The following is a 26,674-nucleotide window of genomic DNA, read 5'->3' on the forward strand; positions in this document are numbered from 1 at the left end:
GGGTGCGAGCCAGCTATCCAGACCGCTCGCCCCACGAACGGCATCCGCCATGACCACCTCCTGCCGAGGTCGTGCCTCAGCAGGTCGGTCCATCACATCACGTCCGCAAGTGCCCAGGTAGTGTTAGGCCGAAAGCATTTCCCGCAGAGTGCGCCCCGTATAGGCGGTCCGGAAGCGGCCGCGCCGCTGCAGTTCGGGGACGAGCAACTCCACGATCCCGGTCAGGTCCTCCATGAGCGAGGCGGTGTGGCCGAGCATGAAGCCGCCCCGGCTGCCGGTGGCCTCGAAGCTCTCCTCCAGCCGGTCGGCGATCTGGGCGGCCGTCCCCGCCAGCATGGTGTCGTGGTTGGTGACGAAGCGCGCGCCGTGCTCCAGGAACTCAGAGCGGCTGATCTCCGTGTCCGCGCCCAGTTCCATCGCCATGCGGTTAATCACGCCCATGGGCGAGGCATTGGCCGCGATGATCTCCCGCTGCAGCTCGCCCAGGGTGAACCGGGCCGGGAGCGCCGAGAGGTCGTAGCCGCCATTGTAGGAGAGGTAGGCGCCCACTGCCTCGGGCGGGATGGTGGCAAGCTGGCGATCGCGCCGCGCGATCGCCTCGTGCTCCGTCTCCGCCACAGCGATCGGCGTCTGCCAGAGGATGCCGACCGTGGCCGGGTCGCGGCCGAGATCAGACAGGGCCTCGTCCAGCGCCTGGCGCTGCTTCACCTGCAGCGCCAGCGGCATATCGCCGCCGAAGACATGGTCGGCCACATAGGCCGAGGCGCGGATGCCTCGGGGCGAGCCGCCGGCCTGGATTAGCACCGGCCGCCCCTGGGGCGAGGGCGACGTGTTCAGCGGGCCGTCCACCTTGAAGAAGCGGCCGCGGTGGTGGACGTCGTGGATCTTCGCCGGGTCCGTTACCCGGCCCGTCGCCGCATCCCACAGCATCGCATCGGGCTCGGCGCTGTCCCACAGCTTGCGGCAGACATCGACGAACTCCTCCATGCGCTCGTAGCGCGCGGCGTGCTCCATCAGCTCGTCGAAGCCGAAATTGGCGGCATCCGACTTGCGGGTGGAGGTGACGAGGTTCATCGCCACGCGCCCGCCGGTGATGTGGTCCAGCGAGTTCAGCAGCCGCGCCGTGTAGTAGGGGTGCATGAAGGTGGAGGAGTAGGTGAGGCCGAAGCCGATGTGGCTGGTGACGCGCGACATGGCGACGAGCATCGGGTTGAAGTCCTGGCGCGGCCAGTTGATGCCCCATTCGACGGCCGCGTCGCGCGAGCCGCCCCAGGTGTCCGGCACGCCGGTGCCGTCGCCGGAGAAGACCATGTCCAGCAGCCCGCGCTCTGCCAGCCGGGCGATCTCCTCGTAGAGTGCCACGTCGGGGAAGGCGTGGCCGCGGAGTGCGCCGGGATGGCGCCATCGCCCGGCCATGTGGGCGTAGGAGATGTCGAGGCCGAGATGGATCATCAGTACGGGCAAGGTGCGCGGGCTCCGCGTCAGGCGGTGACGACGTGGATGGGGCGTGGTGGCGTGTTGCCGAGGATGCGCCCCCCCCCCTCGGTGATGAGGATGGATTCGCTGATGCCGACGGTGAAGGCGCCCCATTCGCGCAGCGTGATCGGCACGTGGAAGCACATGCCTGGCGCCAGCGGCAGGTCCACGCTGTCGTGCAGGCTGGCAACCTGCCACTCCCCCCAGTCCGGCGCGAACGCGACTCCGAGGGAGTAACCGCTGCGCTTGCGGAAGCGGTCCTCCATGCCCGCCGCGTCGATCACGGCCCGGGCGGCGCGGTGCGGTGCGGCGCAGGGTGCGCCCGGGCGGGCGGCGGCGATGGCGGCGTCCAGCGCCTCCAGCACCACCGCCTCGAGCTCGCGGGCGAGGGGTGGCGGCTCACCGAGCCAGGCGGTGCGCATCAGGCCGGAGTGGTAGCGGTCCTGGCAGCCCGACATCTCCAGGAAGACCGCATCGCCCGCCTCCAGCCGCCGCCGTCGCCAAGTGGCGTGCGGCACGCCGGAGCGCGGGCCTGAGGAGACGAGGGGCTCCATGCCCATGTACTCGGCGCCGGCCGCGACGGCGGCCCCCATCATGGCGGCAACGAGGTCGTTCTCCGTCGCGCCCGACCGCACGGCAGCAAGGCCGGCGCGGATGCCCGCATCGGCTTGGCGCATGGCCTCCTCGATCCGCGCGATCTCCTCCGCGGACTTCACGCGACGCATGGCCTCCACGATGCCGCTGGCGTCCGCCAGGTCCGGCAGGGCGGCGCGCAAGGCCTCGTAGAAGGCAATGGAGAGGAACCAGCCGCTCTTCTCGATGCCGATGCGGCGGCCGTCCAGCCCGCGGTGGCGCAGCAGCGCCAGCAGCGCGTCCAGCGGCGCCTCGCCGTCGCCATAGGCGCGGTACTCCGCCACGAAGCTGTTGCGAAGGAAGTTGTGCACCTCCAGCTCGCGCAGCAGGAAGGCCGGCTCGCCCTCGGCGGGGAGGATGAGGGCCTGGAAGGTGTAGTAGCCCGGGGTTTGCTGCCCGGTGAGGTAGAAGATGTTTTCCGGCCCGGTGAAGAGCGCTGCGTCCAGCCCGCGCGCGCGCAGGCCCTCCCTGGCGCGGGCGATGCGCCCGACATAGGTGGTTTCCGGGAAGGCGGCCTCGGTGCCGCGGGGCGTGGGTCCGTTCACGGGGCAGTTGTCTCCCAAAGGATGTCCGGGCCGGCCTTATGGTGAGCGATGCCGAGGCCGGGGCCCTGCGGCAGGTGCAGCAGCCCGTCCCCGTAGGACGGGGCGGGCAGGGCGGGGTCCTGCCGCAGGCCGTCCGAGCCGTAGAGTTCCCGCAGCGGCGCGCCGAGGGCGATGGCGGCGTGGGCGGCAGCGAGGGTGGAGACCACGCCCTCGTTCATCTGGCCAACCATCACGCCGATCCCGGCGGCACCGAGCAGCCGGCCCGCCGTCATCATGCGGTCGAGGCCGCCGAGCTTCGCCAGCTTGAGGTGAGCCAGCTGTGCCGTGCCCTCTCGCGCCATGCGGGCGATGGCGGCGGGGGAGGAGAGGCTCTCGTCGAGCATGAGCGGCACGGGCGAGCCCCGCGCGAGGTCGGCAGCGGCGGCCCAGTCCGAGGCGGGGAGGGGCTGCTCCACGTATTCGGCGCCGAGCGCGGCCAGGGCCCGAAGATGCTCCGGCGCCGAAGACGCGTCCCAGCAGCCATTCGCGTCCACCGAGAGGCGCGCGGCGGGCCCCAGCCGCTCGCGCAGCCGGCGAAACCGCGCCAGGTCTTCCTCGAAGCCGGCGATGCCGATGCGAAGCTTCAGCTGCAGGAAGCCGCGCGCCGCATACTCCCCGGCCCGGGCCAGCATGGCCGTCTCGTCCTGCCAGAACAGGGTCTGGTTGGTGTCGGTCGGCGGCGTCTCCGCCCCGCCCTCGCCGCCGAGCCAGCGCCAGAGCGGCAGCCCGGCCTGCCGTGCCCGCGCATCGGCCGCGGCCATCTCGAAGAGCATGCGGGCGGGGGCGGGGAGGTCGGGGTGGCGGGCGTCGATGCCGGGGAGCAGCGCCTCCCAGGGCGCCGACCAGTCGAGCCCGGCCGCCACCTCCAGGACCGCTTCCTCCACTACCTCGGCCGCGATGCCGGAGAGATAGGCGATGTTGGTGCGGGAGGCGCCGACCGCCTCCAACCCGCTGTCGCGCTCGGCCAGAAGCCGAAGTTCCCGCAGCACGGGCACGGCGCCGGAGGTGGCGGTGTGCAGCACCAGCCCGCCCGCATAGGTCAGCTCCCGCCGCTCGATGAGGATCCGGCGCGGCATCAGCGGCGCCCCAGGACGGAGAGGGCGATGTCGCGGTAGATCGGCACGGCGGCCTCCAGCTCCCGGCGGGGCACGAACTCGTCGGGCGCGTGCGCAACGGTGAGGTCGCCCGGGCCCATTACCACGCCCTGCGCGCCGGCCTCGCGGAAATGCACGAAGTCGCAGGCGCCGCCGAAGCCGATCGGCGCGGGATCCGCCACGCCGTGCCGGCGCGCGGCGGCCACGGCCGCGAGGACGATCGGGTGATCGGGCGGCGTCTCCGCCGCACCGCCAGTGGTGGGCTTCAGCATCAGCACCTCCGTCGCGATCCCGTCCTCCGTCCGCGCGGCGTCCAGCACCGCCGCGATCTCGGCCAGCGCGGCCGCCTCGGTCTCGCCGGGCACCAGGCGCCGGTCGAGCAGCAGGTCGCAGCCATCCGGCACCACGTTGTCGGCCTGGCCGGCGGTGGCGCGGGTGACGGTGAGGCTCGGCGGGCCCACCAGCGGGTGGGCGCGGCCGCGCAGCGCCTCGTGCAGGCGGGCGAGGCGGGGCAGAAGGCGCGCCGCCTCGAATATGGCGTTCACGCCGAGGTCGGGCGTGCCGGAATGGGTGCTGCGCCCGGCCACGCGGACCAGCGGCCGGAGGCTGCCCTTGTGCGCGATGATCGGGGCATTGCCGCTGGGCTCCCCCACCACCACGACGTCGATCCCGCCCGCGCCCGCCGCGAAGCGCCGGGCGCCGCGCGAGGACGCCTCCTCATCCGCGACGAAGACGGCGAGCAGCGTGCCCGACCAGCCCGCCCGCCCCGCCGCGAGCAGGCGCACCGCCTCCAGCATCGCGGCCAGCGAGCCCTTCGCGTCGCAGGCGCCGCGGCCGAACAGGCGGGCATCCCGTTCGCGCAGCTCCAGCGGCGGCCCGCTCCATCCCTCGCCGGCGGGAACGGTGTCCATGTGCGTGTTGAAGGCGAAGCAGGGGCCCGGCCCGTTCTCCAGCCGCCCGACGACGTTCGCGCGGCCCTCCTCGAAGAGGTCCAGCTCCACGGCCAGCCCCGCCTCGCGCAGACGCTCCGCCACCCAGGCAGCGCAGCCGGCCTCCCGCGCGCCCGGCGGGTTCGCCGTGTCGAAGGCGACGAGGCGCGCGAGGTCGCCCAGCAGGCGCGCGGGATCCAAGCTCAGTGCTCCAGCCGGCCGAGGAAGCGCGCCAGGCGCTCGGGCTTCGGCGCGGCGGGGTCAAAGAAGGCGGCTGGCGGCGCCGCGTGCACGACCACGCCGCCATCCATGAAGATCACGCGGGTGGCCGCACGGCGGGCGAAGCCCATCTCGTGCGTCACCACCACGCTCGTCATGCCCTCCTCGGCGAGCTCCTGCATGACCTGCAGCACCTCGCCCACCGTCTCCGGGTCCAGCGCGCTCGTCGGCTCGTCGTAGAGCATCAGCACCGGGTCCATCGCCAGGGCGCGGGCGATGGCCACGCGCTGCTGCTGCCCGCCGGAGAGCTCGTCCGGGTAGGAATCGCCCTTGTCCGGCAGGTGCACCTTGCGGAGCAGCACCTCGGCCCGCGCCCGGGCGTTCGCGGGGTCCTCGCCCTTCACCCGGATCGGGGCGAGGGCGATGTTGTCCCGCGCGCTGAGGTGCCGGAACAGCTCGAAGTTCTGGAACACCATGCCGATCCGTTGGCGGATGCCCGGGGCCTCCGCGCGGCGGGACTGGAGGATGTCGCGCCCCTCGAAGGTGACGCGGCCGTCCTGAACCGGCTCCAGCAGGTTCAGGCAGCGCAGCAGCGTGGACTTGCCGGAGCCGGAGGGACCGACGATGCAGAGGCACTCGCCGCGCCCCACCGAGAGGTCCACGCCGCGCAGCACGGCGAGCGGGCCGTAGGACTTGTGGATCGCCTCGGCCTTCAGCACGGGCGGAGAGGAGGCGCTGCTCATCGCACGCGCGCCCCCTCGGCGGTGGCGCCGAGCATCCACTGCGTCCAGCCGCGCTTCGGCGCCGCGCGCCCGCGCCGGGCCAGCCGGCGCTCCACGAAGGCCTGCAGCAGCATGAAGAGGGTGGTGAGGCCGAGGTAGTAGATGCCGGCGGCCGAGAGGGCCTCGAGGTAGCGGAAGTTCGACGACGCCGTCTGGTTGGCGACCAGCAGCAGTTCTTCCACGGCGATGACGGAGACGAGGGCGGAGAGCTTCAGCATCCCGATGAACTGGTTGCCGATGGGCGGAACGATCATCCGCAGCGCCTGCGGGATGACGACCCAGCGCATGACGGCCCAGTCCGTCATCCCCAGGGCCCGGGCGGCCTGACGCTGACCCGGGCCGACGGCGCGGATGCCGGAGCGCATGATCTCCGCCATGTAGGCGCCCTCGTTCAAGGAGAGGGCGAGCACGGCGCAGGCGAAGCCGGAGAGCACCACGCCGAAGCTCGGCAGCACGTTGAAGACGAAGATGAGCTGGAACAGCACCGGCGTGCCGCGGAACAGCCAGAGATAGGCGACCGCGAGCACGCGGAGCGGCCCGAACCGGCTCTCCTGCAGAAGGGCCAGGACCAGCCCGCTGGCCATGCCTCCCGCCAGCGAGCAGAGGCTGATGAGGAGCGTCATCGCCGCCGCCGTGAAGAAGCGGGCGCTGGACAGGTAGCTGAGGATCAGCTCCGGGGAATCGAGCGGCATGGGCGTTCGGGCCAGCGATCCGTCAGAACAGGCTGCCCTCGGGCGGCAGGTTGTACTTCGCCATCAGGCGCCGGTAGGTGCCGTCCGCCGCCACCGCCTGCACGGCGCCGCGCAGCGCCTCCGCCGTCGCCGTGTCGCCCTTGCGAACGGCGAGCCCGATCTGCGTGCCGAACTCGAAGATCTCTCCGGTCGCCTCGAAGGCGTCAGAGAGCTCGAGCACGATGCGCGCGACTCCTGCGGTGCTCTCGTAGTAGGCGTCCGCGCGGCCCTGGCGGACGGAGAGGGCGGAATCCTGCGCCGTGGGGAAGGTCATGACCGTCAAGGCGGGGCGGCCGGCGGCCTGGCACTTCTCGGCATCCTGGCGGGCATATGTTTCCTGGATGCCGCCCAGGGTCACGGCGACGCTGCGGCCGCAGAGGTCGTCGCGCCCCTTGATGCCGCGCGGGTTGCCGCGGCGGACGACCATCTGCTGGCCGATCCGCATGTACGGGACGAAGTCCACCTGCTCCGACCGCGCGGCGTTGATGTACATGGCACTGTTGATGATATCGACGCGCCGGCCCTGCAGCGCTGGGATAAGGCCGCGGAACTCGATGTTCAGCGGGGCCGGCGCGAGGTTCAGCTTCGCCGCGATCGCGGCGCCGAACTCGATGTCAAAGCCCGTGAGCTGGCCGTCCTTCGAGAACTCGAAGGGCGCGAAGGTGGCGGCGACGCCGTAGGTCAGCCGGCCGGGCGCGACGAGATCGAGCGGCGCCTGGGCACGTGCGGGCGCCGCCGCCAGGAAGGCGAGGCCGAGGACGGCCGCGGCCGCGCGGATGGGGCGGCGGGAGACGAACTGCATGACGCGCTCCTCAGGGCACCGGAATGGCCGGGCTTGTGTCGGTACGTCCGTGCCACGGCCCATCCGGGAAGGGCGGGCGCGCAGCCCCCATCCCGAACCGGTCCGATCAGCGTTCCCCAGGATTGTATTTTTTGTCTCACGAAGTACGCTATGGGGAGGGTCAGGGGCCGTCAAGCCGCAAATTCGCGGCCGCGGCGGGGGAGAGGATGGTTGCGACACGCCCGGAGGCGAGGCTCGGCGAACTGGCCCGGCGCGTCACCGATCTCGCCGCGCAGCGCGGCTGGGCCGCGGGCCGGCACGTGACGGAGGCGGAGCTGTGCGAGGCCCTGCAGGTCTCCCGCACGCCCGTCCGCAGCGCGCTCCGCCTCCTGGAGGAGGAGGGGGTGGTCGAGGCGCGGCCGGGCCGTGGCTTCCATCTTCGCATGAGCGGCCCGGAGGCCGGCCGCCGCCGCCCGCGCCCGCAGCCGACAGTGGAGGAGGCGTTGCTGGCCCGCATCCTGCGGGACCGGGTCTCGGGAGAGCTTCCGGCCGAGGTCACGCGCAGCCTGCTCCTGCGCCGCTACGCCAGCGGGCGGGCGGTGATGGAGGGCGTCATCGCGCGCCTGGCGGATGAAGGGCTGTTGCTGCGGGGCGGTGGCCGCGTGCTCCGCTTCGCCGCCTCGGTCGGGGATGAGGCGAGCGTGCGGGCGAGTTACGAGGTCCGGCTGGTGGTGGAGCCGGCGGCGCTGCTGCTGCCCGGCTTCCGGCCCGATCCCGAGGTGCTGGCGGTGCTGCGCGACCGGCACCGGGCCTCGCTGGACGATTTCGAGGCCGGGCGCGGTGCGGCCCCGGGCGCGCTAGTCGCCCTCGACGCGGATTTCCACCTGACCCTGGCCGGCTTCTCTGGCAATCCCTTCATGGTCGCGCTTGTCCGGCAGCAGACCGACCTGCGGCGGCTCATGGAGTACGCCGCGAACGAGGATTCCCCGCGCGTGCGGCTGTGGCTGAAGGAGCACATCGCCGTGCTCGATGCAGTGACTGCCGGCGACCTTGCGCTCGCGGCCCAGGCCTTGCGAGGTCACCTGGAGCGCGCGGCGCGCTTCGCCGGCGCGCCAGCCCGCGATACCCCCGCGGAGTAGATGACACCCAGACACCGGGTTCATCTCAACCAATCTCAGCTATCAGGACTGCTATGAAAGCCCTCTTCCATCTTGCCTATCATGTCACGGACCTGGACGAGGCCCGGAACTTCTACGGTGGTGTGCTCGGCTGCAACGAGGGTCGCTCGACGGAGACCTGGGTCGACTTCGACTTCTTCGGCCATCAGCTGTCGCTGCATCTCGGCACGCCCTTCCCGGTGACGCGCACCGGCCGCGTCGGCGACCACATGGTGATGATGCCCCACCTGGGCGCGATCCTGCCGCTTGCCGACTGGTTCGCGCTCTCCGCTCGCCTGGAAGCGGCAGGTGTCGGCTTCGACATCCCGCCCGTGGTCCGGTTCGAGGGTGAGCCCGGCGAGCAGCGCACCATGTTCTTCTTTGACCCGTCGGGGAACCCGATCGAAGTGAAGGGATTCAAGGGCTTCGAGGGCGTCTTCGCGCAGTAGAAGCCCGGGACGAACAGATGAGGCGTCAGGACCGCATCGTCGGTCTTGGTGCAAATCGAACTTACGGCGCAGTGGGTGGGCTTGGTCGGCGCGCACGTTCTGACATCGCGCTGACAAGAGGCATCTGTCCCACGATCTCCGCGGATCGTCCGCCGCCTGTTCCGCATGCTTGAGAACTCGCGGAGGCAGGCCACGGGCTACGGCTGTCGCGCCCGGGACCACGTTGTTAGCTTCGCGCTCGTCGCTGCCGCTAGCGATAAGTGGAACTGGAGGCTTGCCCTACCGAGCCCCGCATACCCCAGGACAGCCCGATCCGTCCCGCCGCCTCGGTGATCGCCTCCCCCAACGCCGCCTCGCGCGGCTCCATCGCCGCCCGCGGCCCCGTGCACTGCAGCACCAGCCGCACCACCCCTTCCTCGTCGGGGATGCCGACCGCGATGCTCATCACCCCCTCCAGGTACTCCATCCGCCCCACCGCGTAGCCGCGCCGCCGCGCCTCCTGCACCTCGGCCCAGACGGCCTCCTTGTCCGTCCGCGTCGATGGGGTGAAGGCGCGCATCGCCATGGTGTCCAGCGCCGCCCGCGCCCGCGCCTCCGGCAGCGCCGCTAGCCGCGCCCGCATCTGCGACGGCGCATCAGGCGGATAGCGGTGTCCGACCGGCACGTTGATCATCAGCCCCGTGCCGCCCTGCACCCGGTCCACGCAGGTGAAGCTGCCGTCCCGGTTCACCCGGCAGAGCAGGCAGGGCAGCCCCAGCGCCGCCGCCAGCCGCTCCAGCACGTCCCGCACCACCGATCCCCGGTCGTGCCGCCGCAGCGTCGCCGCCAGATCCAGCAGCAGACCCGGTGCCAGCGCGTAGCGCTGCCGCTCCCGGTCATGCGCCACCCATCCCTCCGCGACGAGGGTGCGCAGGATCCCCAGCGCGTGGCTCTTCGTCAGCTCCAGCCGCGCGGCAACCGCCGCCAGGCCCAGCCCCTGCTCCGGCTCCGCGTCCAGCGCGCGGATGATCGCCAGGCACTTCCCCACCGCCGGAACAGCTTTCGTCGGAGCTTCCTCCGCCACACGCCCTCCCTCGCGCCCGTTGACAGGGCGGCGCGCCCCCCGGCACGATACTCGATCCAGAATGCCGTTCTCTCTATAGAACGTATCGCGGCCCCGCAACACCGGACGGAACTTTCATGCGAAGCCTCGTCAAAGGCGGCCTCGTCCTCTCGATGGACGACCGCATCGGCCGCCTCCCGACCGGCGACGTGCTGATCGAGGACGACCGCATCCTCGACGTCGCCCCGGTCATCGAGGCCGGGGACGCCGAGGTGATCGACGCCGCCGGCTGCATCGTCCTGCCCGGCCTCATCAACGCGCATCTCCATACCTGGCAGACCGCCCTGCGCGGCCTCGGCGGTGACTGGACGAGCAACGACTACTTCCACGGCATGCACGCCGTGTACGGCCCGCGCTTCACGCCTGAGGACCTGCACATCGGCACCCTCGTCGGCGCGCTAGGCCAGCTCGACGCCGGCGTCACCACGATCTTCGACTGGTGCCACGGCAACGCCACGCCGGACCACACGGACGCCGCGCTGGACGGACTGACGGGGAGCGGCATCCGTGCCGTCTTTGGCCACGGCACGGTGAAGCCCCTGCCGCAACCCGGCCAGCCCCACTTCTCGCAGGTGCCGCACCCCGTCGAGGAGATCCGCCGCCTCCGCCACGGCCCGCTCGCCGCGGACGAGGCGCTCGTCACCCTCGCCGCCTGCATCCTCGGCCCGGACTACTCCACCCCGGAGGTCTGCCGCGCCGATCTCCGCATGGCGCGCGAATTCGGCCTGCTCTCCTCCGCCCATGTCTGGGGCAACAGCAACCGCCTGATGCCCGAGGGCTACCGCAACCTCGTCGCCGAAGGCCTGATCGGGCCGGACCACAACATCGTCCACGGCACCTACATCGCCGATGACGAGCTGCGCCTCCTCGTGGAGAGCGGCGCCTCAGTCACCTCTACCGCGGCCGCGGAGCTGAAGAACAACATCCGCGAGCCGCTGGCCTGCCGCGTCGCCGCCCTCGGCGGAACCCCCTCCATCGGCGCTGATACGGAGCTGCTGAACGGCGGCGGCGTGCTGGACGCCATGCGCTTCGCCCTGCAGGCCCATCGCCTCTTCAACAACATGCGGACCGTGGAGGCACAGCAGGAGGCGCCGGCCCAGGCCATGACGGTGGCCACCAGCGGCTCCCCCATCACCGCCACGTCGCTCACGCATGAGGCGGTGCTGCGCTGGGCTACCATCGGCAACGCCCGCGCCCTGCGCATGGAGCACCGCATCGGCTCCCTCACGCCCGGCAAGCAGGCGGACCTGGTCGTGGTGGCGCGGGACAGCCTGAACATGATCGGCGCGCGGGACCCCGCCCAGGCCCTGCTCCACTTCGCCCAGGCCGCCGACATCCGCGACGTCCTCGTCGCCGGCCGCGCCCTGAAGCGGGACGGCCGCCTGCTTCACCCCGACCTTCCCGCACTCAAGGCACGGCTCGTGCAAGCGGGAATCCGCCTCACCGAGACAGACGGAAAGACGGAGACCCACCATGAAGCGGCGTAACCTCCTCCAGGGCGCGGCGATCGGCGCCGCATCCCTCGCGATGCCCGCGCGGCTGCGCGCCGCCTCCGCCACCACGCTGCGCTTCACGCCGCAGCAGGACCTCGTCACGCTCGATCCAGTCCTCAGCACCGGCTACATCACGCGCAACTACGCCTACATGGTCTACGACACGCTCTACGGCATGGACGGCAACTACGAGGCTACGCCGCAGATGGTGGACGGCCACCGCGTGGAGGATGACGGCCGCCGCTGGGACCTGACTCTCCGCGAGAACCTCTTCTGGCACGATGGGGAGCGCGTCCTCGCGCGCGACTGCGTCGCAAGCATCCGCCGCTGGGCGAAGCGCGACGTCTTCGGTGCGCGGCTGATGGAGGTGACCGACGAGCTCTCCGCCCCCGACGACCGCACCATCCGCTTTCGGCTGAGGAAGCCCTTTCCGCTGCTGCCCATCGCCCTTGGCAAGGCCTCCGTGCCGGTCTGCGTGATGATGCCGGAGCGCCTGGCGAACACCGACGCCTTCAAGCCCGTGACCGAGATCGTCGGCAGCGGCCCCTTCCGTTTCAAGGCGGATGAGCGCGTCTCCGGCTCGATGAACGTCTACACGAAGTTCGAGCGTTACGTGCCCCGCAAGGACGGCACCCTTTCCTGGACCTCCGGCCCGAAGGTCGTCCACTACGACCGCGTGGAGTGGCGCTCCATCCCCGACAGCGGCACGGCTACCGCCGCCCTCCTCTCCGGCGAGCAGGACTGGCAGGAATACGCCTATCACGACCAGCTTTCGCTGCTGAAGGGTGCGCGCGGCATCACCACCCGCGTGCTGGACCCCACGGGCTTCGTCGCCATGCTCCGGCTGAACCACCTGAACCCGCCCTTCGACAACCCGGCCATCCGCCGCGCGCTCTGGGGCGCGCTGAGCCAGGAGGACTGCATGCAGGCCGTCGTCGGCGCCGACGATCCCGCCATGTACCGCGTCCCGCTCGGCTTCTTCTGCCCCGGCACGCCCATGGCCTCGGATGCCGGCCTCGGCGTCCTCAGCGGCCCGCGCAACATCGCCCGGGCGCGCGATGCCATCCGCGCCGCCGGCTACAAGGGCGAGAAGGTCGTCATCATGGCCGGCAACAACACCGCCGCCGGCATGGCGCTCGGCGCCGTCACCATGGACCTGTTTAAGCGGCTCGGCATGGACGTCGAGATCTACTCGGTGGAGTTCAACGCCATGCTCCAGCGCCGCAACCGGCGCGAGCCGGCCGCGCAGGGCGGGTGGAGTGGCTTCGTCACCACCTGGTCCGGCGCGGAATGGCTCAACCCCGCCGGCCACACCGCGCTCCGCGCCGATGGCAGCTACCCCGGCTGGTCGAAGGACCCGGAGATCGAGGCCCTGCGCGACGCCTGGTTCGACGCCCCGGAAACCGCCACCGGGAAGGACCTTTGCCGCCGCATCCAGGAGGAGGCGATGGACAGCGTGCCCTACCTCCCCCTCGGCCAGTACCTCCAGCCCACCGCTTACCGCAGCAACGTCACGGGGGTGCTGGACGGCTTTACCACCTTCTGGAACGTCCGCCCGGCTTGAATGAGCGGCCTTGGGCTGGAGCACACGTCGAATGAGGTGGGCTATCCGTCTCGAGCGGAAGGGCGGCTTCGCAAGTTGCGGGAGAGGTTAGTAGGACGGCGGTAAGCGTCCGCCGACCGCTCGGACTGGATGATCTGCGGCATCGCGCACCATGGCTGCTACCCGGCAGCTATCAAGAGCGGCTCGTCCCCGGGCTGCCGACGAAGGCCTCACGCGCCTTCCTGCGCCTCGCGAGAGCGAGGCGCAGTGATCACCACCGGCTTCGCCGCCACCCAGGATCTGAGGGGGGCAGGCTCATCGCCCTGGAGGCGGGCAAGCCCGCTCTGGAAGAGGCGGAGCCCATTTGATGACCTAACGGGGGAGGCTTCCTGGCCGACGGTCCTGCGGCACCTGCGGGCCCAGGTCACCCTCATTTGCCCACAGAGGCGGATAGCCGCAGCAAGGCCATGGAGATTTCGCGACCGTGAAAATGGACCTTGTCAGTTTCACGATTCCCCCGAAGACTGACCGCCATGCCCCGTTCCGGATCCGTCGGCCACCTCGAGATCGATAGCGTGAGCCGAAGCTTCGGCTCCCTCCGGGCAGTCAACGCGGTCAGCCTCGACATCGCGGCCGGGGAATTCATCGCCTTCCTCGGCCCCAGCGGCTGCGGCAAGACCACCCTGCTGCGGATCATCGCCGGCTTCGAGGCGGCGGATTCCGGGAGGCTGACGCTCGACGGGCGCGTGCTGGCCGGGCTTCCGCCGAACCGCCGCGACGTGGGCATGGTGTTCCAGAACCTTGCCCTCTTCCCGCATCTCACCGTGGCGGAGAACGTGGCCTTCGGGCTGGAGCTGCGGCGCAAGGGCACGGCGGAGATCGCGCGCCAGGTGGAGGAGGCGCTCGCGCTGGTGGCGCTGGACGGGCTGGCGGGGCGGCGGATCCAGCAGCTCTCGGGCGGGCAGCGGCAGCGCGTGGCGCTGGCGCGGGCCCTGGTGCTGCACCCCGCCGTGCTGCTGCTCGACGAACCTCTCTCGGCCCTTGACCTGAAGCTGCGAAGGCAGCTGCAGGGGGAGTTGAAGGCGCTGCAGCGGCGGACCGGCACCACCTTCGTCTTCGTCACCCACGACCAGGAGGAGGCGCTGTCGATGGCCGACCGCGTGGCGGTGTTCAACCGCGGCGGGCTGGAGCAGTTCGACACGCCCCAGGCCCTCTACGGCCGTCCCGCCACGCGCTTCGTGGCGGAATTCGTGGGCGACGCCAACATCCGCAGCGCCGCGCAGCTCGCGCCGCTCGGCCTCTCCCTCCCGGCGGGCTCGCTGCTGGTGATCCGGCCCGAGGACTGCGTTGTGGGCACGGCCGCCGCCGCCGCCCCGGTCCGGATCGATGGGGTGGTGGAGGCCGTGGATTTCGTCGGCCCCCATGCCCGGCTGCGCGTGGCGCCGGACGGGATGCCGGCCGGGACGACGGAGCCCTGGCTGGCCCTGCTGCCCGGCGCGGCGCTGGACGGACTCGCTCCGGGGGCGCGGGCCACGCTCGGCTTCGATCCTGCACGGGCCGCCCAACTCCCTGCCTCCCAGATCCGGGGGGGCGCATGACCGGGCCGGGGCGCCGCCTCGCCCTCTTCGCGCCGATGGGGCTGCTGATCGCGGCCTTCGTCCTGTCCGTGGCCGGGCTGCTCTGGTCCTCGGCCACCCGGGGCGGGATCGGGCTCTACGTGGAGCTGCTCTCCGATCCCGGGATCCTGCGCGTGCTCTGGCGCACGGTCTGGATCGCCGTGGCCACCACGGCGGCCTGCGCGCTGCTGGGCTACCCGCTGGCCCTGTTCCTGGCGCGCAGCCCGCGGCGCAACCTGTGGCTGCTGCTGGTGATCTCGCCCTGGCTGGTCAGCATCGTCGTGCGGACCTTCGGCTGGGTGGTGCTGCTGGGCAACCGCGGCGTCGTCAACACCGCGCTGCGCGACTGGGGGCTGATCGACGCGCCGGTGCGCGTGCTCTTCACGCCCTGGGCGGTGCTGATCGGGCTGGTGCACGTCTTCCTGCCCTTCATGGTCATCGCCATCCTCTCCAGCCTGCTGCTGCAGGACCGAAGGCTGGAGGAGGCGGGGCGCATCCTCGGCGGCACGCGGTGGCAGACCTTCCGCCGCGTCACGCTGCCGCTTTCCCTGCCCGGCGTGGTCGGCGGCTCCTCGCTCGTGCTGCTGATGTCGGCGGGCGCGATCGTCACGCCCCTGCTGCTGGGCGGGCTGCGCGACCGGATGCTCGGCACGCAGATCTACACGGAGGTCTTCCAGGTCTTCAACTTCGAGCGGGCGACCGCCATGGCCGTGATCCTGCTCGTCGTCGCGCTGGTCCTGGTGGCCCCGCTCCGCCTGCTGGAGGCGCGGGTGCGGCGGCGGCTGGAGGGCGCGTGATGCGGACAGGCTTCCCTACCCGCGCCCTGGCGGCGCTGCTGCTGGTGCTGCTGCCGGCGCCGCTGGTGATCGTGATCGGCTCCTCCTTCTCGCCGCGCGCCGTGCTGGGCTTCCCGCCGCCCGGCTTCTCCTGGCGGTGGTACGTCGAGTTCCTCGGCACGCCCTCCTGGCTGGTGGCCTTCGGCATCAGCGCGGCGCTCGCCCTCGTCAGCGCGGTGCTCACCACTCTCGCCTCGATCGGCGCCGCCCTGGCCCTCCGGCGCGCGCCGGCGCGGCTGCGCGGCATCGCGGAGACGGCGATCCTGGCACCGCTGCTCTTCCCGCACGCGGCGCTGGCCATTGGCTTCCTCGGCTGGCTCGGCATGGCGGGGCTGGGCGGCAGCTTCGCGGGAATGCTGATCGCGCACCTCGTCCTCTGCGCCCCCTTCGCCTACCGGCCGGTCGCCGTCTCCCTTGCCCAGATCGATTCCTCCCTGCCGGAGGCCGCCACCATCCTCGGGGCGGAGCCGGGCCAGGCCTTCCGGCGCGTGGTGCTGCCCCTGCTGCGGCCGGGCATCGCGGCCTCGCTCCTCTTCGGCTTCATCATCTCCTTCGACGAGGTGACGGTGAGCATGTTCCTCGTCGGGCCGGAGTTCACGACGCTGCCGGTGGCGATCTACGCCCGGCTGAACGACAGCGCGGACCCGGTGGTGGCCGCCATCTCCTCCATCCTCATCCTGCTCACCGCCGGGCTGGTCTTGCTAATGGACCGGCTGGTGGGCCTGCGCATCTTCGTCGACATCGAGGAGGATGGGCGCCACCCTTCCGCCTGAGCCGCATCCCGCCAGAACAAGGAGAGATCCGATGATCCTGCCCCGCCGCTCCGTCCTTGCGGCCGGTGCCGCGCTCCTCGCGGCGCCCTCCATCGTCCGGGCCCAGTCCGGGGGTGGCCGGGTCGTCATGGCCGCCTGGGGCGGCGCCGGCGCCAAGATGTGGCGCGAGGCCTTCGGCGAACCCTTCACCAAGGCGAGCGGGATCCCCGTCACCATCGCCGAGGTGCCGGACCCCGCGGCGGTGATCGCCGCGGCCCAGGGCCGCCCGCAGCACAACGTGATGCTCGCCGCCTCCTTCCAGGCCGCGCACCTCGCGCAGCGCGGGCTGATCGAGGAGCTGACGGAGGAGGACCTGCCGAACCTCCGGCACGTGCCGCAGCAGTACTGGGTGCGGAACCTGCAGGGCCGCATCCTCGGCATGCCGATCTACTTCATCTACTACGGCATCGCCTTCAACAACACGCTCGCCAAGGCCTCCGACTTCCCCTCCTGGGAGGCGCTGACGGACCGGAAGTGGCGCGGCCAGCTCTCCCTCGCGCGCCCGATCTTCCTCGGCCCCTACGACCTCACGCTCTACGCGAAGCTGAAGGGGGGCAACGAGGCCAACATCCAGCCCGGCATCCCCATGCTGGAGGCGGTGGCGCGCAACGCCATCAGCGTCTACCCCTCCATGGCCTCGGTGCAGCAGCAGCTCTCGCGCGGGGAGGTAACAGCCTGCGCCTTCTACTCCGGCCAGATCCAGATGCTGCGCAAGGCCGGGCAGACAGAGGTGGAGCACGTCCTGCCGAAGGAGGGCGGGCTGGTGCTGTCCTACATCATCTCCGTCCCGAAGAACGCGCCGGACCGGGCCGCGGCGATCCGCTTCCTGAACGACTCCGTCGATCCGGCGAAGCAGGTCCGCGCCGCGCGGGACGGCTACATCCCCCTCTCCACCAACGTGACGCTGCCCGAGGACGTGGTGCGGGAGATCGGCATGTCGGCGGAGGAGGTGCGGGCCCGGAACTGGTCGCCCGACTGGTACACCATCGCCGCAGACGCCGAGGGGCGCACGCGGCTGGCGGAGCAGATCGCCGATCGCGCACGCTGAGCGGGCCGGGGCGCGCGGCTCAGGCCCCCAGCCTGTCGCGCACGCGCCCTTCCACCACCTTCGTCAGCACGCCCAGGCGCCAGAAGCGGTGCAGCCGGATCGGCCGGATGGGGGAGAGGGGCAGGGCGATGTCGCGCTCCGCCGCGCCGGCGGCCAGCCGCGCCACCTCGCCGCCCGTGGCGGTGGAGAGCGCGACGCCCCGGCCGTTGTAGCCGAGGCAGGCGATCAGCCCGGGCGCCGGCCGGTGCAGGTGCGGGTAGTGGTCCACCGTCATGGCGAGCTGGCCGTTCCAGCCATGCGTCCACTTCAGCCCGGCGAGCTGCGGCCAGAGCCGCTCCGCGTAGCGGATGAGGTAGCGCACGGGGGAGGGATCGCCGATCGGGGATTGCGGCCCGCGCCCGCCCATCAGCAGCCGCCCCGCCCCGTCCACCCGCAGGTACACCGTGACGTGCCCGCTCTCGTACAGCACCGCCCGGGACGGCATGACGGCGGCGGCGACGTTCGGCGTCATCGGCTCGGAGGCCGCGATGGAGGAGAAGACGGGCACCACGCTCCGCCGGAGCCCGGGCCAGAGGTCGTCCGTGTAGCCATTGGTGGCCAGCACCACCGTCTCCGCGCTCACGCTGCCCCCGGGCGTGGACAGCGTCCAGCGCCCTTCCTCGCGCCGCAGCGCGGTCACGCGCGTGCCGCCGTGCACGGCCGCCCCCGCTGCGATGGCGGCGCGGGCGAGGCCGCGCGCGTAGTCCAGCGGCTGCACGTCGCCGCCGCGGGCATCCCGCATGATGGCGACGTGGCGGTCCGTGCCCGTCTCCGTCCGGGCGGCCTCGCGGTCCAGCAGGGTCACGGGCATGCCGCGCCGGATGCACTGCTCCGCCGTGCGGGCGACGCCTTCGGCGTGGCGGGGATGGTAGGCGGCGCGGAGCGTGCCGCCCTGCCGCGCGTCGCATTCGATGCCAAGGCGCCGGATCAGCGCCAGCGTCGTCTCCGGCGCGTTCCAGGCGAAGTCCACGAGGCGCCGCCCGCGCTCCGGCCCGAAATCGGCCTCGACCTCGTCCGGGTCCGTCTTCAGCCCGGGGTTGAGCTGCCCGCCGTTGCGGCCCGAGGCGCCCCAGCCCGGCTCCCCGGCATCGAGCACCACCACCTCCGCGCCGCCCTCCGCGAGGTTCAGCGCCGTGGACAACCCGGTGAAGCCGGCGCCGATCACGGCCACGTCCGCCCGCCGGTCGCCCTCCAGCGCCGGCGTCGGCGCCGCGGGGCGGGCCGTGGCGGCGTAGAGGCTGGGGGGCAGCGGGGGGCGATCGCGCATGGTCTCGGTCCGGACGGCTTCACCGGGGACGGGAGCAGGGATGCGGCCGGACGGCAAGGCTTTCCATCGTGGTGAAATCTGCACCGTTTTATCATTTCGGTGAAAAATGCCCCTTGCTGGCCGGGAGGTGCCGTGCCCCACTTCGCGCACCGCAGGAGGTCCCGATGCAGCAGGCTAGAAGTCCCGAACCGTGCCGCGGGGATCACGGCGCATGAAGGTCGGGGTCGAGATCGGCGGCACCTTCACCGACCTGGTTTGCATCGACGAGGCCGGGCTGCGCCTGGCGAAGGTTCCCAGCACCCCCGCGCAGCCGGATGACGGCGTCTTCGACGCGCTGCGCGCCGCGGGCATCGCGCCGGGCACCATGGCGGAGCTGGCGCACGGCTCCACCGTCGCGACCAACGCGGTGCTGGAGCGCAAGGGCACGCGGCTGGCGCTGCTCGTCACGGAAGGGTTCCGGGACCTGCTGCTGCTGCGCCGACAGGACCGCGAGCAGATCTTCGACATCTTCTACCGCAAGCCCGCGCCGCTGGTGTCGCGCCGCGACACGCTGGAGGTACCGGAGCGCGTGCTGGCCGATGGCCGCGCGGAGCGCGCGCTGGACATGGACGCCTTCGGCCCCGCGCTGGACCGCTTCATCGCGGAGGGCGGCTACGGCGCCGTCGCGATCTGCCTGCTGAATTCCTTTGCCAGCCCGGCGCATGAGCGCGCGCTGGCGGAATGGCTGGAGGCGCGCCACCCGGCGCTGCGCGTGACCCTCTCGGCCGACGTGACCCGCGAGTTCCGGGAGTACGAGCGCGCCAGCACCACCACGCTCTCCGCCTACGTGCAGCCCGTGCTGGACGCCTATCTGACGCGGATCGAGAGGCGGCTGGAGGCGGACGGCTTCTCCGGCACCTTCTCGATGATGCAGTCCAACGGCGGCCGTGTGCCGGCGGCGGCCATCCGGCGCAACGCCGTCACCGCCCTGCTCTCGGGCCCCGCGGCCGGCGTCACTGGCGCCATCCGCCAGGCGGAGCTGTCGGGGTACCGCGACATCATCACCCTCGACATCGGCGGCACAAGCGCGGATGTCTGCCTCGTGCAGGGCGGCCGCCCGGAGCTGACGCGGGAGGCGCGGGTGGACACGCTGCCCGTGCTGATGCCGATGGTGGACATCACCACCATCGGCGCCGGCGGCGGCTCCCTCATCTGGGTGGACGAGGGCGGGCTGCTCCGCGCCGGCCCGCGCAGCGCGGGCGCCGATCCCGGCCCCGCCTGCTACGGGCGCGGCGGCACGCTGCCCACGCTGACGGACGCGCACCTCGTCTGCGGCCGCATCCAGCCGGACGCGAAGCTGGCCGGCGCCATGCCGCTGGTCGCCGCCGCCGCCCGCGCCGCCTTCGGGCCGCTGGCGATGCAGCTCGGCCTTGGGATCGAGGAACTGGCGGACAGTGCCGTGCGCATCGCGGTGGCGAACATCGTCTCCGCCATCCGCCTCGTCAGCACGCGGCGCGGCCGGGACCCGCGCGAGTACGCGCTGGTGCCCTTCGGCGGCGCCGGCCCGCTGCACGCCGCGGCGGTCGCGGACGCTCTGGCCATGGAGACGGTGGTGGTGCCGCCCAATGCCGGCGTCATCTCCGCCTACGGGCTGCTGGCGGCGGATCACAGCCTCTACGACAGCCTGACCCGGCGGACCCGGCTGGACGCCGCCGCGCCCGCGGCGGTGCGCGACACCCTCGCCGGGATGCGCCAGGGCCTGGCCCGGCGGGCCGATGCCATGGGGCTCGGCGCCGACCGGCGCTGGGACGTGACGCTGGAGATGCGCTTCGTCGGCCAGGCCTTCGAGATCGCGGTGCCGCTGCCGCCCGGGATGATGGAGGCGCCCTCCGCCGAGGCGCTCCAGGCCGCCTTCGAGGAGGCCTATGCCCGCATCTACCGCCATGGCGGCGTGATCGGGAAGCGGATGGCGGAGATCGTCTCCTACCGCGTCGGGCTGCACGTACCGCAGGAGGCCGTGCCGAGCCTCGCCGGCATCGGCGACGACCGCTTCACCGTGCCCGAGGGCGAGGTGACGGTCTTCGACGAGGGCGTGTCCCGCACGGCGCGGCGGCTGGCGCGGAAGGCGGTCGGCCGCGCGCCGCTGCCCGGTCCGCTGGTGCTGGAGGACGTGACGGCAACCACCTTCGTCCCCGCCGGCTGGCAGGCGGCCTCCGACGAGGCCGGCAACCTCATCCTGCGGAAGGCCGCGCCATGAGCCGAACCCTGAACCCCGTCGACCAGGCCGTCATCAGCCAGTCCCTGCTCTCCGCCGCGCGGGAGATGGGGATTGCCCTCTACCGCTCCGCCTACTCCTCCGTGGTGCGGGACGGCAAGGACGCCTCTACCGGCATCCTGGATCCGCAGGGCAACGCGGTGGCGCAGAGCGACGAGCTGATCCCCATCCTCGTCGGCTCCCTCTCCATCACCTTCCGCGCCTGCGCCGCCCGCTTCCCGGTGGAGCGGCTGAAGGAGGGCGACTTCTACATCTGCAACCACCCCTACCACGGCGCGCACCACCTGCAGGACATCCTGATCTTCGTGCCGATCTTCTACGAGGGGCGGATCGTCGGCTTCAGCGCGGCGGTCGCGCACCACCTGGACATCGGCGGCGGCGCGCCGGGGATCAACGCCGCCTCCACCGACTTCTACCAGGAGGGGCTGGTGATCCCGCCCAGCCGCTACAACCTGGACGAGGACTGGAACAACGACGGCCCGCTGCGCCACTTCATCGGCGCGAACATCCGCGTGCCCGAGCAGACGCTGGGCGACATCGATTCCCAGTTCGCCGCCTGCGCCGTCGGCGCCGCCCGCGTGCGGGAGATGTGTGCGAAGTACTCCGCCGAGACGGTCGGGGCCGCGATGGAGGAGATGATCTCCTACGTGGAGCGCCGCGTCCGCGCAGCGATCGCCGCCATGCCGGACGGCATCTATGTCGGCGAGGACGCCGTGGACGATGACGGCAGGAGCGACACGCCGCTGCCGATCCGCGTGACGGTGACGGTGCGGGGCGACAGCATGGTGGTGGATTTCGCCGGCACCTGCCCGCAGGTGCCCACGCAGATGAACGCGCCCTACGCCTCCACCGTCTCCGCGACGCTCGCCTGCATCAAGGCGGCGCTGACCGGGGAGGACGTGCCCTTCAACGAGGGCGCCAGCCGTGCCGTGACCATCGAGGTGCCGCGCGGCAGCCTGCTGAACCCCAACCCGCCCGCCCCGGTACGCTCGCGGATGGAGGCCTCCTACCGCGCCTACGACGCCGTGCTGAAGGCGCTCGGCCAGGCCATGCCGGACCGCGCCGTGGCCTGCGGCTACGACACCACCACGGGCTTCTGCCTGACGCACCTGAAGGACGGGCGGTACCGCGTCTTCATTGAGCTGCGGGATGGCGGCTACGGCGCCTCGGCGCAGGGAGACGGCTCGGACGCGGTGGCTGGGCCGCTCTCCAACTGCACCAACACGCCAGTCGAGCAAATCGACGCGGATTTCGACTTCTTCCGGATCGAGCACTACGCGCTGCGTCCGGGCAGCGGCGGGAAGGGGCGCTTCCGCGGCGGGCTCGGCTCCAGCCGCGCCTACCGGATCACCGAGGACGGCGTCCGGCTCGCCATCTACGCCGACCGGTTCCGCTTCCCGGCCGGCGGGCTGAAGGGCGGCGGGGCAGGGGCCACGGGGTACTGCGCCGTGCACCGCGACGGCGCGGTGATCGAGGTTCGCTCCAAGGACGATGTCCCGCTTCGGAAGGGGGACCTCATCGTGCACGCCTCCGGCGGTGGCGGCGGCCATGGTGATCCGGCGGCACGTGACCCGGCCGCCATCGGCGCCGACCGGGAGCAGGGCTACGTCGCGGGTTAGGGTCCCGGCCCTTCTCCTCGCCTTGGCCCTGGCCACGGCTCGACCGGCCGCATCCCAGGGCCTAGCTTAGCCCGGGTGGGGAGCGCGCGCCCGCGCGAGCACAGGGTGCAGGAGGGGCGGGTGGACGGGATGGAAGCATCGGCTCAAGAGGCGGCCGGGGGGCCGGCGCTGGACCGGCTGCTGGGGCAGCGGATCCGGCACCGGCGCCGCACGCTCAACCTTTCCCTCACCCAGCTCGCGGAAGAAGCGGGCATCTCCATCGGCTCGCTGAGCCAGATCGAGCGGGGGCTCTCCTCGCCCTCCGTCCGTGTCCTTTCGAACCTCGCCAACGTGCTGCAGTTCGCGCTGAGCGACTTCTTCACGGATGCAACCGACGGCTCTCCGTGCCGGGAGGACGGGATCGTGACACGGGCGAGGAGCCGCAAGCAGCTCGCTTTCTGGCGGACCGGCATCTCCAAGGAGCTTGTCACGCCGCTGACGGGGAAGCGCGGTACGGACCTCTACGTCATCCTGATCGAGCCCGGCGGCACCACCGGCGCGCAGGTCTATACCCATGCCGGCGAGGATGCAGGCTACGTGCTGGAGGGCGAGCTGGAGCTCTCGGTGAGCGGGGAGAGCTATATCCTCGGCCGCGGCGACGGGTTCCGCTTCGAGAGCACCCTTCCGCACAGCTTCCGCAATCCGGGGCGAGTACCGACGCGCGTGCTATGGGTGAATGCACCGGCAACCGGCGCACTTGAGGGTAGCTGATGTAGGTTTTGTAGCTTGGGCTTCGCGCTCGACTCTACGTGGGCTAGGCTGACATTTCTGCTTTGCCTAGGAGTGACACATTAGCTTTGCGCCTACAAAGTGTGAGTGCATAATATATCTTATGTAAAAATTGCCTGCTTGTCGGTTGTTTTCGAGGGCTAATTTTCGTGCGGTGGCGCCAGCCAATCCTCACACCGTAGCCCATCCACCCGGCGGAACTCGCCAAGGTTGCCTGTGACCACGACCAGCCCGCGACTACGCGCGTGTCCCGCGATCATCAGGTCGTAAGCACCGATGACCTGTCCGGCGCGCTCAAGCGACGCACGAATCTCTCCCGCTTGCGCCGCTGCGTCCGCATCGAAGCTCAGCACATCCAGCCTCGCCGCGAAGCCCTCCACCTCGCGCCGGTTCTCAATCGGTCTTGCCGACTTGCTCGCGCCGTGCAGAAGTTCCATCAGCACCACGGTCGAGATGCAGAGCGATTCCGCCTCGGCATTAAAGCGTGTCCGCAGGCCCTGAGGGCGATCGCGTAGCACGCGGATGCAGAGGTTCGCGTCTAGCATGTAGCGCAGCACTATAAGCGCTCGCGCTCCTCGGCCCGTGGCTGCTCGCGGTCCGGCAACTCGATGCCGGGTGCGCAGAAGAAATCGTCCCAAGTGGCGTCCGCCGGCACGATGACCCGGCGTGCGCCGTCACGCAGGATCGAAACTTCCCTCACGCCTTCCGGGAAGGCGACGCCTTTCGGCAGACGCACGGCCTGGGTCCGATTGCTCTGGAAGAGAGTGGTTCGGGTCATGCCAACCTCTCGGGATATACATCCTATATATCCCGGCCGTGACGAGGGGCAAGTTTTTGGGGGCTCTGGACACGAGAATCGAGCTGAATCAGTGTCCTGGAATGAAGGTTCCTGAGTATCCCGCCTCGTGATCCGCCGTCGGCTCCGCTCTCACCAGCAGCGTCTCTCCGGCGTGGTGGAGGCGATCGCCACCGGGGAGACGGAGGCGCGCGACATCCTCGCTGCCGTGACACCGGGCGGCGGCAAGTCGCTCCTGCCCGTCATCGCCGCCAGCCGCCTCGTCGCCGCCGGGATCGTGGAGCGGGTCTGCTGGGTGGTCCCGCGCGACAGCCTGCGGCTGCAGGCCGAGGAGGCCTTTGCCGATCCCCTCTGGCGGGAGGCGCTGGGCCACGCGCTCTCCGTGCGGGCGGCCGACAACACGCCGGATCCGAGCCGCGGCCTGGCCGGCTACATCACGACCTACCAGGGCATCGCGGCCGCGCCGGACCTGCACCTGGCCGAGTTCCGGCGCCACCGCACGCTGCTGGTGGTGGACGAGGTGCACCACCTGCCGGCGCTCGCCGACATCGACCCGGTGGCCGCGGCGCAGGAGGCGGAGGAGGACCAGGCCAGCGCCTGGTCGCGCGCCATCCTGCCCCTGCTGGAGTGCGCGCGCGTCCGGCTGCTGCTGTCCGGCACGTTGGAGCGGGCGGACGGCAAGGGCATCCTCTGGCTGCCCTACCGCAAGGGCCCGAAGGCGCGCACGCGCGAGGTGGAGCTGGACGCGGAGGGCTGGGCGGTGGTCGGCTACTCCCGCGCCCAGGCGCTGGCCGAGCGCGCGGTGCTGCCCGTGACCTTCGGCGCGCTGGACGGCGAGGCCAGCTGGCGCGACGAGGACGGCAACGAGCTGGGCCCGCACCGCATCTCCGGCCTCTACCCCGACGAGACGACGCGCCCGGCCCTCTTCACCGCGCTCCGCACCGGCTTCGCGGAGGCGCTGCTGCGCGAGGCCTTCCTCGCCATCCGCGAGCTGCGCGCGCGGCGCCGGAAGGAGCGCGGGCTGCTGCCGGGCGAGCCGGCGCGGGGCCTGGGCAAGCTGCTGGTGGTGGCGCCGGATCAGGCGACGGCGCGGCACTACCTGGACGTGGTGCGGGGCTGGCTGCCGGCAGCGCAGGCCGAGGGGGTGGCGGGGCTCGCGACCTCCGACACGCCGCGCGCGCACGAACTGCTGGCCGCCTTCCGGCTGCGGCCGGATCCCTCGATCCTCGTCACCGTCGCCATGGCCTATGAGGGGCTGGACGCGCCCGAGGTGGCCGTGGTGGCGGCGCTGACCCACATCCGCTCGCGCCCCTGGCTGGAGCAGATGGTGGCGCGCGCGACCCGGGTGGACCCGAACGCGGGCGACTACGAGGCACAGCAGGCGCTCGTCTTCCACCCCGACGACCCGCTCTTCGGCCTGTTCCGCCGGCGGATGGAGACGGAGCAGGGCACGATGGCGCGCCGGCCGAAGCCCCGCCACGGACAGACGACCCTGCCGGACTGGCTGCTGGACCAGCTGCCGCCGGCGGAGAAGGAGGGGATCGTGCCGCTCTCCTCCAACGCGCTGGCGCTGCGCTACGACCGGCTCGCGCCCGGCCCGGAGCTGGCGATGCGGCGGCCGGAGAGCGAGGAGGCGCAGGGCGAGCTCCTGGAGGTGCCCTCCGTCGTCGAGCGGCGGCTGCGCACGCGCCTGGGGGAGATGGTGGCGACCCAGGCGGTCGAGGACGAGGCGGGGACGGGCGGGCTGCGGGGCGGCCTGGCCGGGCCGGGGCTGTACCACCGCTACAACGCGGTCCTGAAGCGCGTGACGGGCGACAAGTCGCGGGCGCGGATGACGCTGGAGGAACTGCAGGCCGCGATCGGCTGGATGGAGCGCAACCGGCTGGGCGACCACCTGCAGTTGCTGGAAGGCGATCCGCGCTACGCTTGGTCCGCCCGCAAGCGCGGCGAGTGGAAGCCGCCCGTCGGCCGGCCCATGCGAACGCGATCCGAGGCGCGACTCGCGGGACGGTAACGGCGTCGCCCTCAGGTCCGGGTCACACACCCCTGCCCTTCTGCCCAGACCGCAAGTTGAATCAGCCTACCTGGCAGGAGAGGATCCGGGTGCCACATGATGTCTCGTACAAGATGCTGGCGGCATCTCCCAGTCAGATCCGGGAGAAGCAGATCCTCCTTTTCCCATCGCGAGCGTCTGCACCAAATGAATATCGAACTTATCGAGTAGCTCTTTCAGTCCGACCAAGATGTCCACGGCGAGAGCCAAGGCTATCTGCCTTTTGCCGGCGGACGAGTTACTCGGTGCGGTCGGCTGGTGACTACCTCAAGAAATCACTCGCGCTCGCTCGATCACGTCCCGTCGTTCTGTGCGGGAAACTGGCCAAGCCTTCGGCAGCCTGCACGTGCTGCTGAACGTGGAGAATTCATGTCTATCGGGCACGTCCCAGGGCAAGCTGTCGGGACGGCGAGCGGCGGTGCGCCGTGGGAGATGAAGCGATGAGACTGGCCATCACAGTGTTCGCGGCGCTAGGTAGGGGACTCATTCAGGTCCACTCGCTGACGGTGGCGACGAGAGCGAGGCTGGCGAGGTAGTTCCGCGCGAGGCGGTCGTAGCGGGTCGCCAGCCTTCGCCAGTTCTTGAGGTGGCAG

23 protein-coding genes and 1 pseudogene are annotated in these 26,674 nt (G+C 71.6%); 12 read left to right on the forward strand and 12 right to left on the reverse strand.

Annotation, left to right across the window (positions count from 1 at the left end):
• Positions 1-123 precede the first annotated feature (123 nt).
• The 7 genes from J5Y10_RS26380 to J5Y10_RS26410 are packed head-to-tail and all read right to left on the reverse strand — an operon-like array spanning position 124 to position 7,250.
• Positions 124-1,464 (reverse strand): NtaA/DmoA family FMN-dependent monooxygenase, encoded by a 1,341-nt coding sequence (locus J5Y10_RS26380; RefSeq protein ID WP_209377127.1) that lies wholly within the window; start codon positions 1,462-1,464, stop codon positions 124-126.
• 17 nt (positions 1,465-1,481) lie between these two features.
• On the reverse strand, positions 1,482-2,654 hold the full coding sequence (locus tag J5Y10_RS26385) for a M24 family metallopeptidase (protein ID WP_209377128.1): 1,173 nt from the start codon (positions 2,652-2,654) through the stop codon (positions 1,482-1,484).
• Positions 2,651-3,769: a mandelate racemase/muconate lactonizing enzyme family protein gene (locus J5Y10_RS26390; RefSeq protein ID WP_209377129.1), complete on the reverse strand. Its 1,119-nt coding sequence runs from the start codon at positions 3,767-3,769 to the stop codon at positions 2,651-2,653. The genes J5Y10_RS26385 and J5Y10_RS26390 overlap by 4 nt, the downstream gene beginning before the upstream one ends.
• Positions 3,769-4,917 carry a M20 family metallopeptidase gene (locus J5Y10_RS26395; protein WP_209377130.1) on the reverse strand — a complete coding sequence of 383 codons (1,149 nt, stop codon included), beginning with the start codon at positions 4,915-4,917 and terminating at the stop codon, positions 3,769-3,771. Before J5Y10_RS26395 ends, J5Y10_RS26390 begins: the two co-directional genes overlap by 1 nt.
• A 2-nt stretch (positions 4,918-4,919) precedes the next feature.
• The gene (locus J5Y10_RS26400; RefSeq protein WP_245215130.1) at positions 4,920-5,678 is read right to left on the reverse strand and encodes an amino acid ABC transporter ATP-binding protein; all 759 of its coding nucleotides are present in this window, start codon (positions 5,676-5,678) and stop codon (positions 4,920-4,922) included.
• Positions 5,675-6,409: an amino acid ABC transporter permease gene (locus tag J5Y10_RS26405; protein WP_209377131.1), complete on the reverse strand. Its 735-nt coding sequence runs from the start codon at positions 6,407-6,409 to the stop codon at positions 5,675-5,677. Before J5Y10_RS26405 ends, J5Y10_RS26400 begins: the two co-directional genes overlap by 4 nt.
• 22 nt (positions 6,410-6,431) lie before the next feature.
• Positions 6,432-7,250 (reverse strand): ABC transporter substrate-binding protein, encoded by an 819-nt coding sequence (locus J5Y10_RS26410; protein ID WP_209377132.1) that lies wholly within the window; start codon positions 7,248-7,250, stop codon positions 6,432-6,434.
• A gap of 206 nt (positions 7,251-7,456) precedes the next feature.
• Between J5Y10_RS26410 and J5Y10_RS26415 the strand changes: the two genes are divergently transcribed.
• Both J5Y10_RS26415 and J5Y10_RS26420 read left to right on the forward strand, forming a co-directional pair.
• Complete coding sequence (locus J5Y10_RS26415) at positions 7,457-8,368, forward strand: FCD domain-containing protein (protein ID WP_209377133.1); 912 nt, start codon at positions 7,457-7,459, stop codon at positions 8,366-8,368.
• Positions 8,369-8,421: 53 nt separating this feature from the next.
• Positions 8,422-8,835, forward strand: coding sequence for a VOC family protein (locus tag J5Y10_RS26420; RefSeq protein ID WP_209377134.1), 414 nt, complete (start codon positions 8,422-8,424; stop codon positions 8,833-8,835).
• Positions 8,836-9,085: 250 nt separating this feature from the next.
• On the opposite strand, the gene J5Y10_RS26425 is transcribed toward J5Y10_RS26420, so the two are convergent.
• Complete coding sequence (locus tag J5Y10_RS26425) at positions 9,086-9,898, reverse strand: IclR family transcriptional regulator (RefSeq protein WP_209377135.1); 813 nt, start codon at positions 9,896-9,898, stop codon at positions 9,086-9,088.
• Positions 9,899-10,014: 116 nt separating this feature from the next.
• Here J5Y10_RS26425 and J5Y10_RS26430 point away from each other — a divergent pair, with 116 nt between their 5' ends.
• The 6 genes from J5Y10_RS26430 to J5Y10_RS26455 all read left to right on the forward strand — a co-directional run bounded on the left by J5Y10_RS26430 (position 10,015) and on the right by J5Y10_RS26455 (position 17,285).
• The gene (locus J5Y10_RS26430) at positions 10,015-11,424 is read left to right on the forward strand and encodes an amidohydrolase family protein (protein WP_209377136.1); all 1,410 of its coding nucleotides are present in this window, start codon (positions 10,015-10,017) and stop codon (positions 11,422-11,424) included.
• A complete protein-coding gene (locus J5Y10_RS26435) occupies positions 11,411-12,994 on the forward strand; it encodes an ABC transporter substrate-binding protein (protein ID WP_209377137.1) in 1,584 nt (527 codons plus the stop codon). Before J5Y10_RS26430 ends, J5Y10_RS26435 begins: the two co-directional genes overlap by 14 nt.
• 512 nt (positions 12,995-13,506) lie before the next feature.
• Positions 13,507-14,571: an ABC transporter ATP-binding protein gene (locus tag J5Y10_RS26440; protein ID WP_209377138.1), complete on the forward strand. Its 1,065-nt coding sequence runs from the start codon at positions 13,507-13,509 to the stop codon at positions 14,569-14,571.
• Positions 14,568-15,386: an ABC transporter permease gene (locus J5Y10_RS26445; protein WP_209377139.1), complete on the forward strand. Its 819-nt coding sequence runs from the start codon at positions 14,568-14,570 to the stop codon at positions 15,384-15,386. The genes J5Y10_RS26440 and J5Y10_RS26445 overlap by 4 nt, the downstream gene beginning before the upstream one ends.
• Entirely contained in the window at positions 15,386-16,198 is an 813-nt protein-coding gene (locus tag J5Y10_RS26450; protein WP_209377140.1) for an ABC transporter permease, read from the forward strand. The genes J5Y10_RS26445 and J5Y10_RS26450 overlap by 1 nt, the downstream gene beginning before the upstream one ends.
• Before the next feature lie 31 nt (positions 16,199-16,229).
• The gene (locus J5Y10_RS26455) at positions 16,230-17,285 is read left to right on the forward strand and encodes an extracellular solute-binding protein (RefSeq protein ID WP_209377141.1); all 1,056 of its coding nucleotides are present in this window, start codon (positions 16,230-16,232) and stop codon (positions 17,283-17,285) included.
• Between the two features lie 19 nt (positions 17,286-17,304).
• On the opposite strand, the gene J5Y10_RS26460 is transcribed toward J5Y10_RS26455, so the two are convergent.
• Entirely contained in the window at positions 17,305-18,591 is a 1,287-nt protein-coding gene (locus J5Y10_RS26460) for an NAD(P)/FAD-dependent oxidoreductase (protein ID WP_209377142.1), read from the reverse strand.
• A gap of 211 nt (positions 18,592-18,802) precedes the next feature.
• Between J5Y10_RS26460 and J5Y10_RS26465 the strand changes: the two genes are divergently transcribed.
• The 3 genes from J5Y10_RS26465 (at position 18,803) to J5Y10_RS26475 (ending at position 23,214) form a co-directional block, all read left to right on the forward strand.
• On the forward strand, positions 18,803-20,827 hold the full coding sequence (locus J5Y10_RS26465; protein WP_209377143.1) for a hydantoinase/oxoprolinase family protein: 2,025 nt from the start codon (positions 18,803-18,805) through the stop codon (positions 20,825-20,827).
• The gene (locus J5Y10_RS26470; RefSeq protein ID WP_209377144.1) at positions 20,824-22,464 is read left to right on the forward strand and encodes a hydantoinase B/oxoprolinase family protein; all 1,641 of its coding nucleotides are present in this window, start codon (positions 20,824-20,826) and stop codon (positions 22,462-22,464) included. The genes J5Y10_RS26465 and J5Y10_RS26470 overlap by 4 nt, the downstream gene beginning before the upstream one ends.
• Before the next feature lie 129 nt (positions 22,465-22,593).
• Positions 22,594-23,214 (forward strand): cupin domain-containing protein, encoded by a 621-nt coding sequence (locus J5Y10_RS26475; protein ID WP_245215131.1) that lies wholly within the window; start codon positions 22,594-22,596, stop codon positions 23,212-23,214.
• Between the two features lie 158 nt (positions 23,215-23,372).
• Here the strand turns inward: J5Y10_RS26475 and vapC are convergent, their stop codons facing one another.
• On the reverse strand, positions 23,373-23,789 hold the full coding sequence (gene vapC / locus J5Y10_RS26480; protein WP_209377146.1) for a type II toxin-antitoxin system tRNA(fMet)-specific endonuclease VapC: 417 nt from the start codon (positions 23,787-23,789) through the stop codon (positions 23,373-23,375).
• The gene (vapB, locus tag J5Y10_RS26485; protein WP_209377147.1) at positions 23,789-24,010 is read right to left on the reverse strand and encodes a type II toxin-antitoxin system VapB family antitoxin; all 222 of its coding nucleotides are present in this window, start codon (positions 24,008-24,010) and stop codon (positions 23,789-23,791) included. Before vapB ends, vapC begins: the two co-directional genes overlap by 1 nt.
• 127 nt (positions 24,011-24,137) lie before the next feature.
• Between vapB and J5Y10_RS26490 the strand changes: the two genes are divergently transcribed.
• The gene (locus J5Y10_RS26490) at positions 24,138-26,042 is read left to right on the forward strand and encodes a DEAD/DEAH box helicase (protein ID WP_209377148.1); all 1,905 of its coding nucleotides are present in this window, start codon (positions 24,138-24,140) and stop codon (positions 26,040-26,042) included.
• A 526-nt stretch (positions 26,043-26,568) separates the two neighbouring features.
• On the opposite strand, the pseudogene J5Y10_RS26495 reads toward J5Y10_RS26490, so the two are convergent.
• A pseudogene (locus J5Y10_RS26495) lies at positions 26,569-26,674 on the reverse strand (IS5/IS1182 family transposase); the annotation flags it as partial.

Origin of the sequence: Roseomonas indoligenes (genome assembly GCF_017813365.1) — a bacterium.
Lineage (GTDB): Bacteria > Pseudomonadota > Alphaproteobacteria > Acetobacterales > Acetobacteraceae > Roseomonas > Roseomonas indoligenes.

Excerpts from the sequence above, each read along its gene's own strand:
- J5Y10_RS26470 (WP_209377144.1), top strand. The coding sequence starts at position 20,824 with ATGAGCCGAACCCTGAACCCCGTCGACCAGGCCGTCATCAGCCAGTCC.
- J5Y10_RS26475 (WP_245215131.1), top strand. The coding sequence starts at position 22,594 with ATGGAAGCATCGGCTCAAGAGGCGGCCGGGGGGCCGGCGCTGGACCGG.
- J5Y10_RS26435 (WP_209377137.1), top strand. The coding sequence starts at position 11,411 with ATGAAGCGGCGTAACCTCCTCCAGGGCGCGGCGATCGGCGCCGCATCC.
- J5Y10_RS26465 (WP_209377143.1), top strand. The coding sequence starts at position 18,803 with ATGAAGGTCGGGGTCGAGATCGGCGGCACCTTCACCGACCTGGTTTGC.
- vapB (WP_209377147.1), bottom strand. The coding sequence starts at position 24,010 with ATGACCCGAACCACTCTCTTCCAGAGCAATCGGACCCAGGCCGTGCGT.
- J5Y10_RS26440 (WP_209377138.1), top strand. The coding sequence starts at position 13,507 with ATGCCCCGTTCCGGATCCGTCGGCCACCTCGAGATCGATAGCGTGAGC.
- J5Y10_RS26430 (WP_209377136.1), top strand. The coding sequence starts at position 10,015 with ATGCGAAGCCTCGTCAAAGGCGGCCTCGTCCTCTCGATGGACGACCGC.
- J5Y10_RS26405 (WP_209377131.1), bottom strand. The coding sequence starts at position 6,409 with ATGCCGCTCGATTCCCCGGAGCTGATCCTCAGCTACCTGTCCAGCGCC.
- J5Y10_RS26390 (WP_209377129.1), bottom strand. The coding sequence starts at position 3,769 with ATGCCGCGCCGGATCCTCATCGAGCGGCGGGAGCTGACCTATGCGGGC.
- J5Y10_RS26420 (WP_209377134.1), top strand. The coding sequence starts at position 8,422 with ATGAAAGCCCTCTTCCATCTTGCCTATCATGTCACGGACCTGGACGAG.
- J5Y10_RS26400 (WP_245215130.1), bottom strand. The coding sequence starts at position 5,678 with ATGAGCAGCGCCTCCTCTCCGCCCGTGCTGAAGGCCGAGGCGATCCAC.
- J5Y10_RS26415 (WP_209377133.1), top strand. The coding sequence starts at position 7,457 with ATGGTTGCGACACGCCCGGAGGCGAGGCTCGGCGAACTGGCCCGGCGC.
- J5Y10_RS26455 (WP_209377141.1), top strand. The coding sequence starts at position 16,230 with ATGATCCTGCCCCGCCGCTCCGTCCTTGCGGCCGGTGCCGCGCTCCTC.
- J5Y10_RS26450 (WP_209377140.1), top strand. The coding sequence starts at position 15,386 with ATGCGGACAGGCTTCCCTACCCGCGCCCTGGCGGCGCTGCTGCTGGTG.
- J5Y10_RS26410 (WP_209377132.1), bottom strand. The coding sequence starts at position 7,250 with ATGCAGTTCGTCTCCCGCCGCCCCATCCGCGCGGCCGCGGCCGTCCTC.
- J5Y10_RS26445 (WP_209377139.1), top strand. The coding sequence starts at position 14,568 with ATGACCGGGCCGGGGCGCCGCCTCGCCCTCTTCGCGCCGATGGGGCTG.
- J5Y10_RS26460 (WP_209377142.1), bottom strand. The coding sequence starts at position 18,591 with ATGCGCGATCGCCCCCCGCTGCCCCCCAGCCTCTACGCCGCCACGGCC.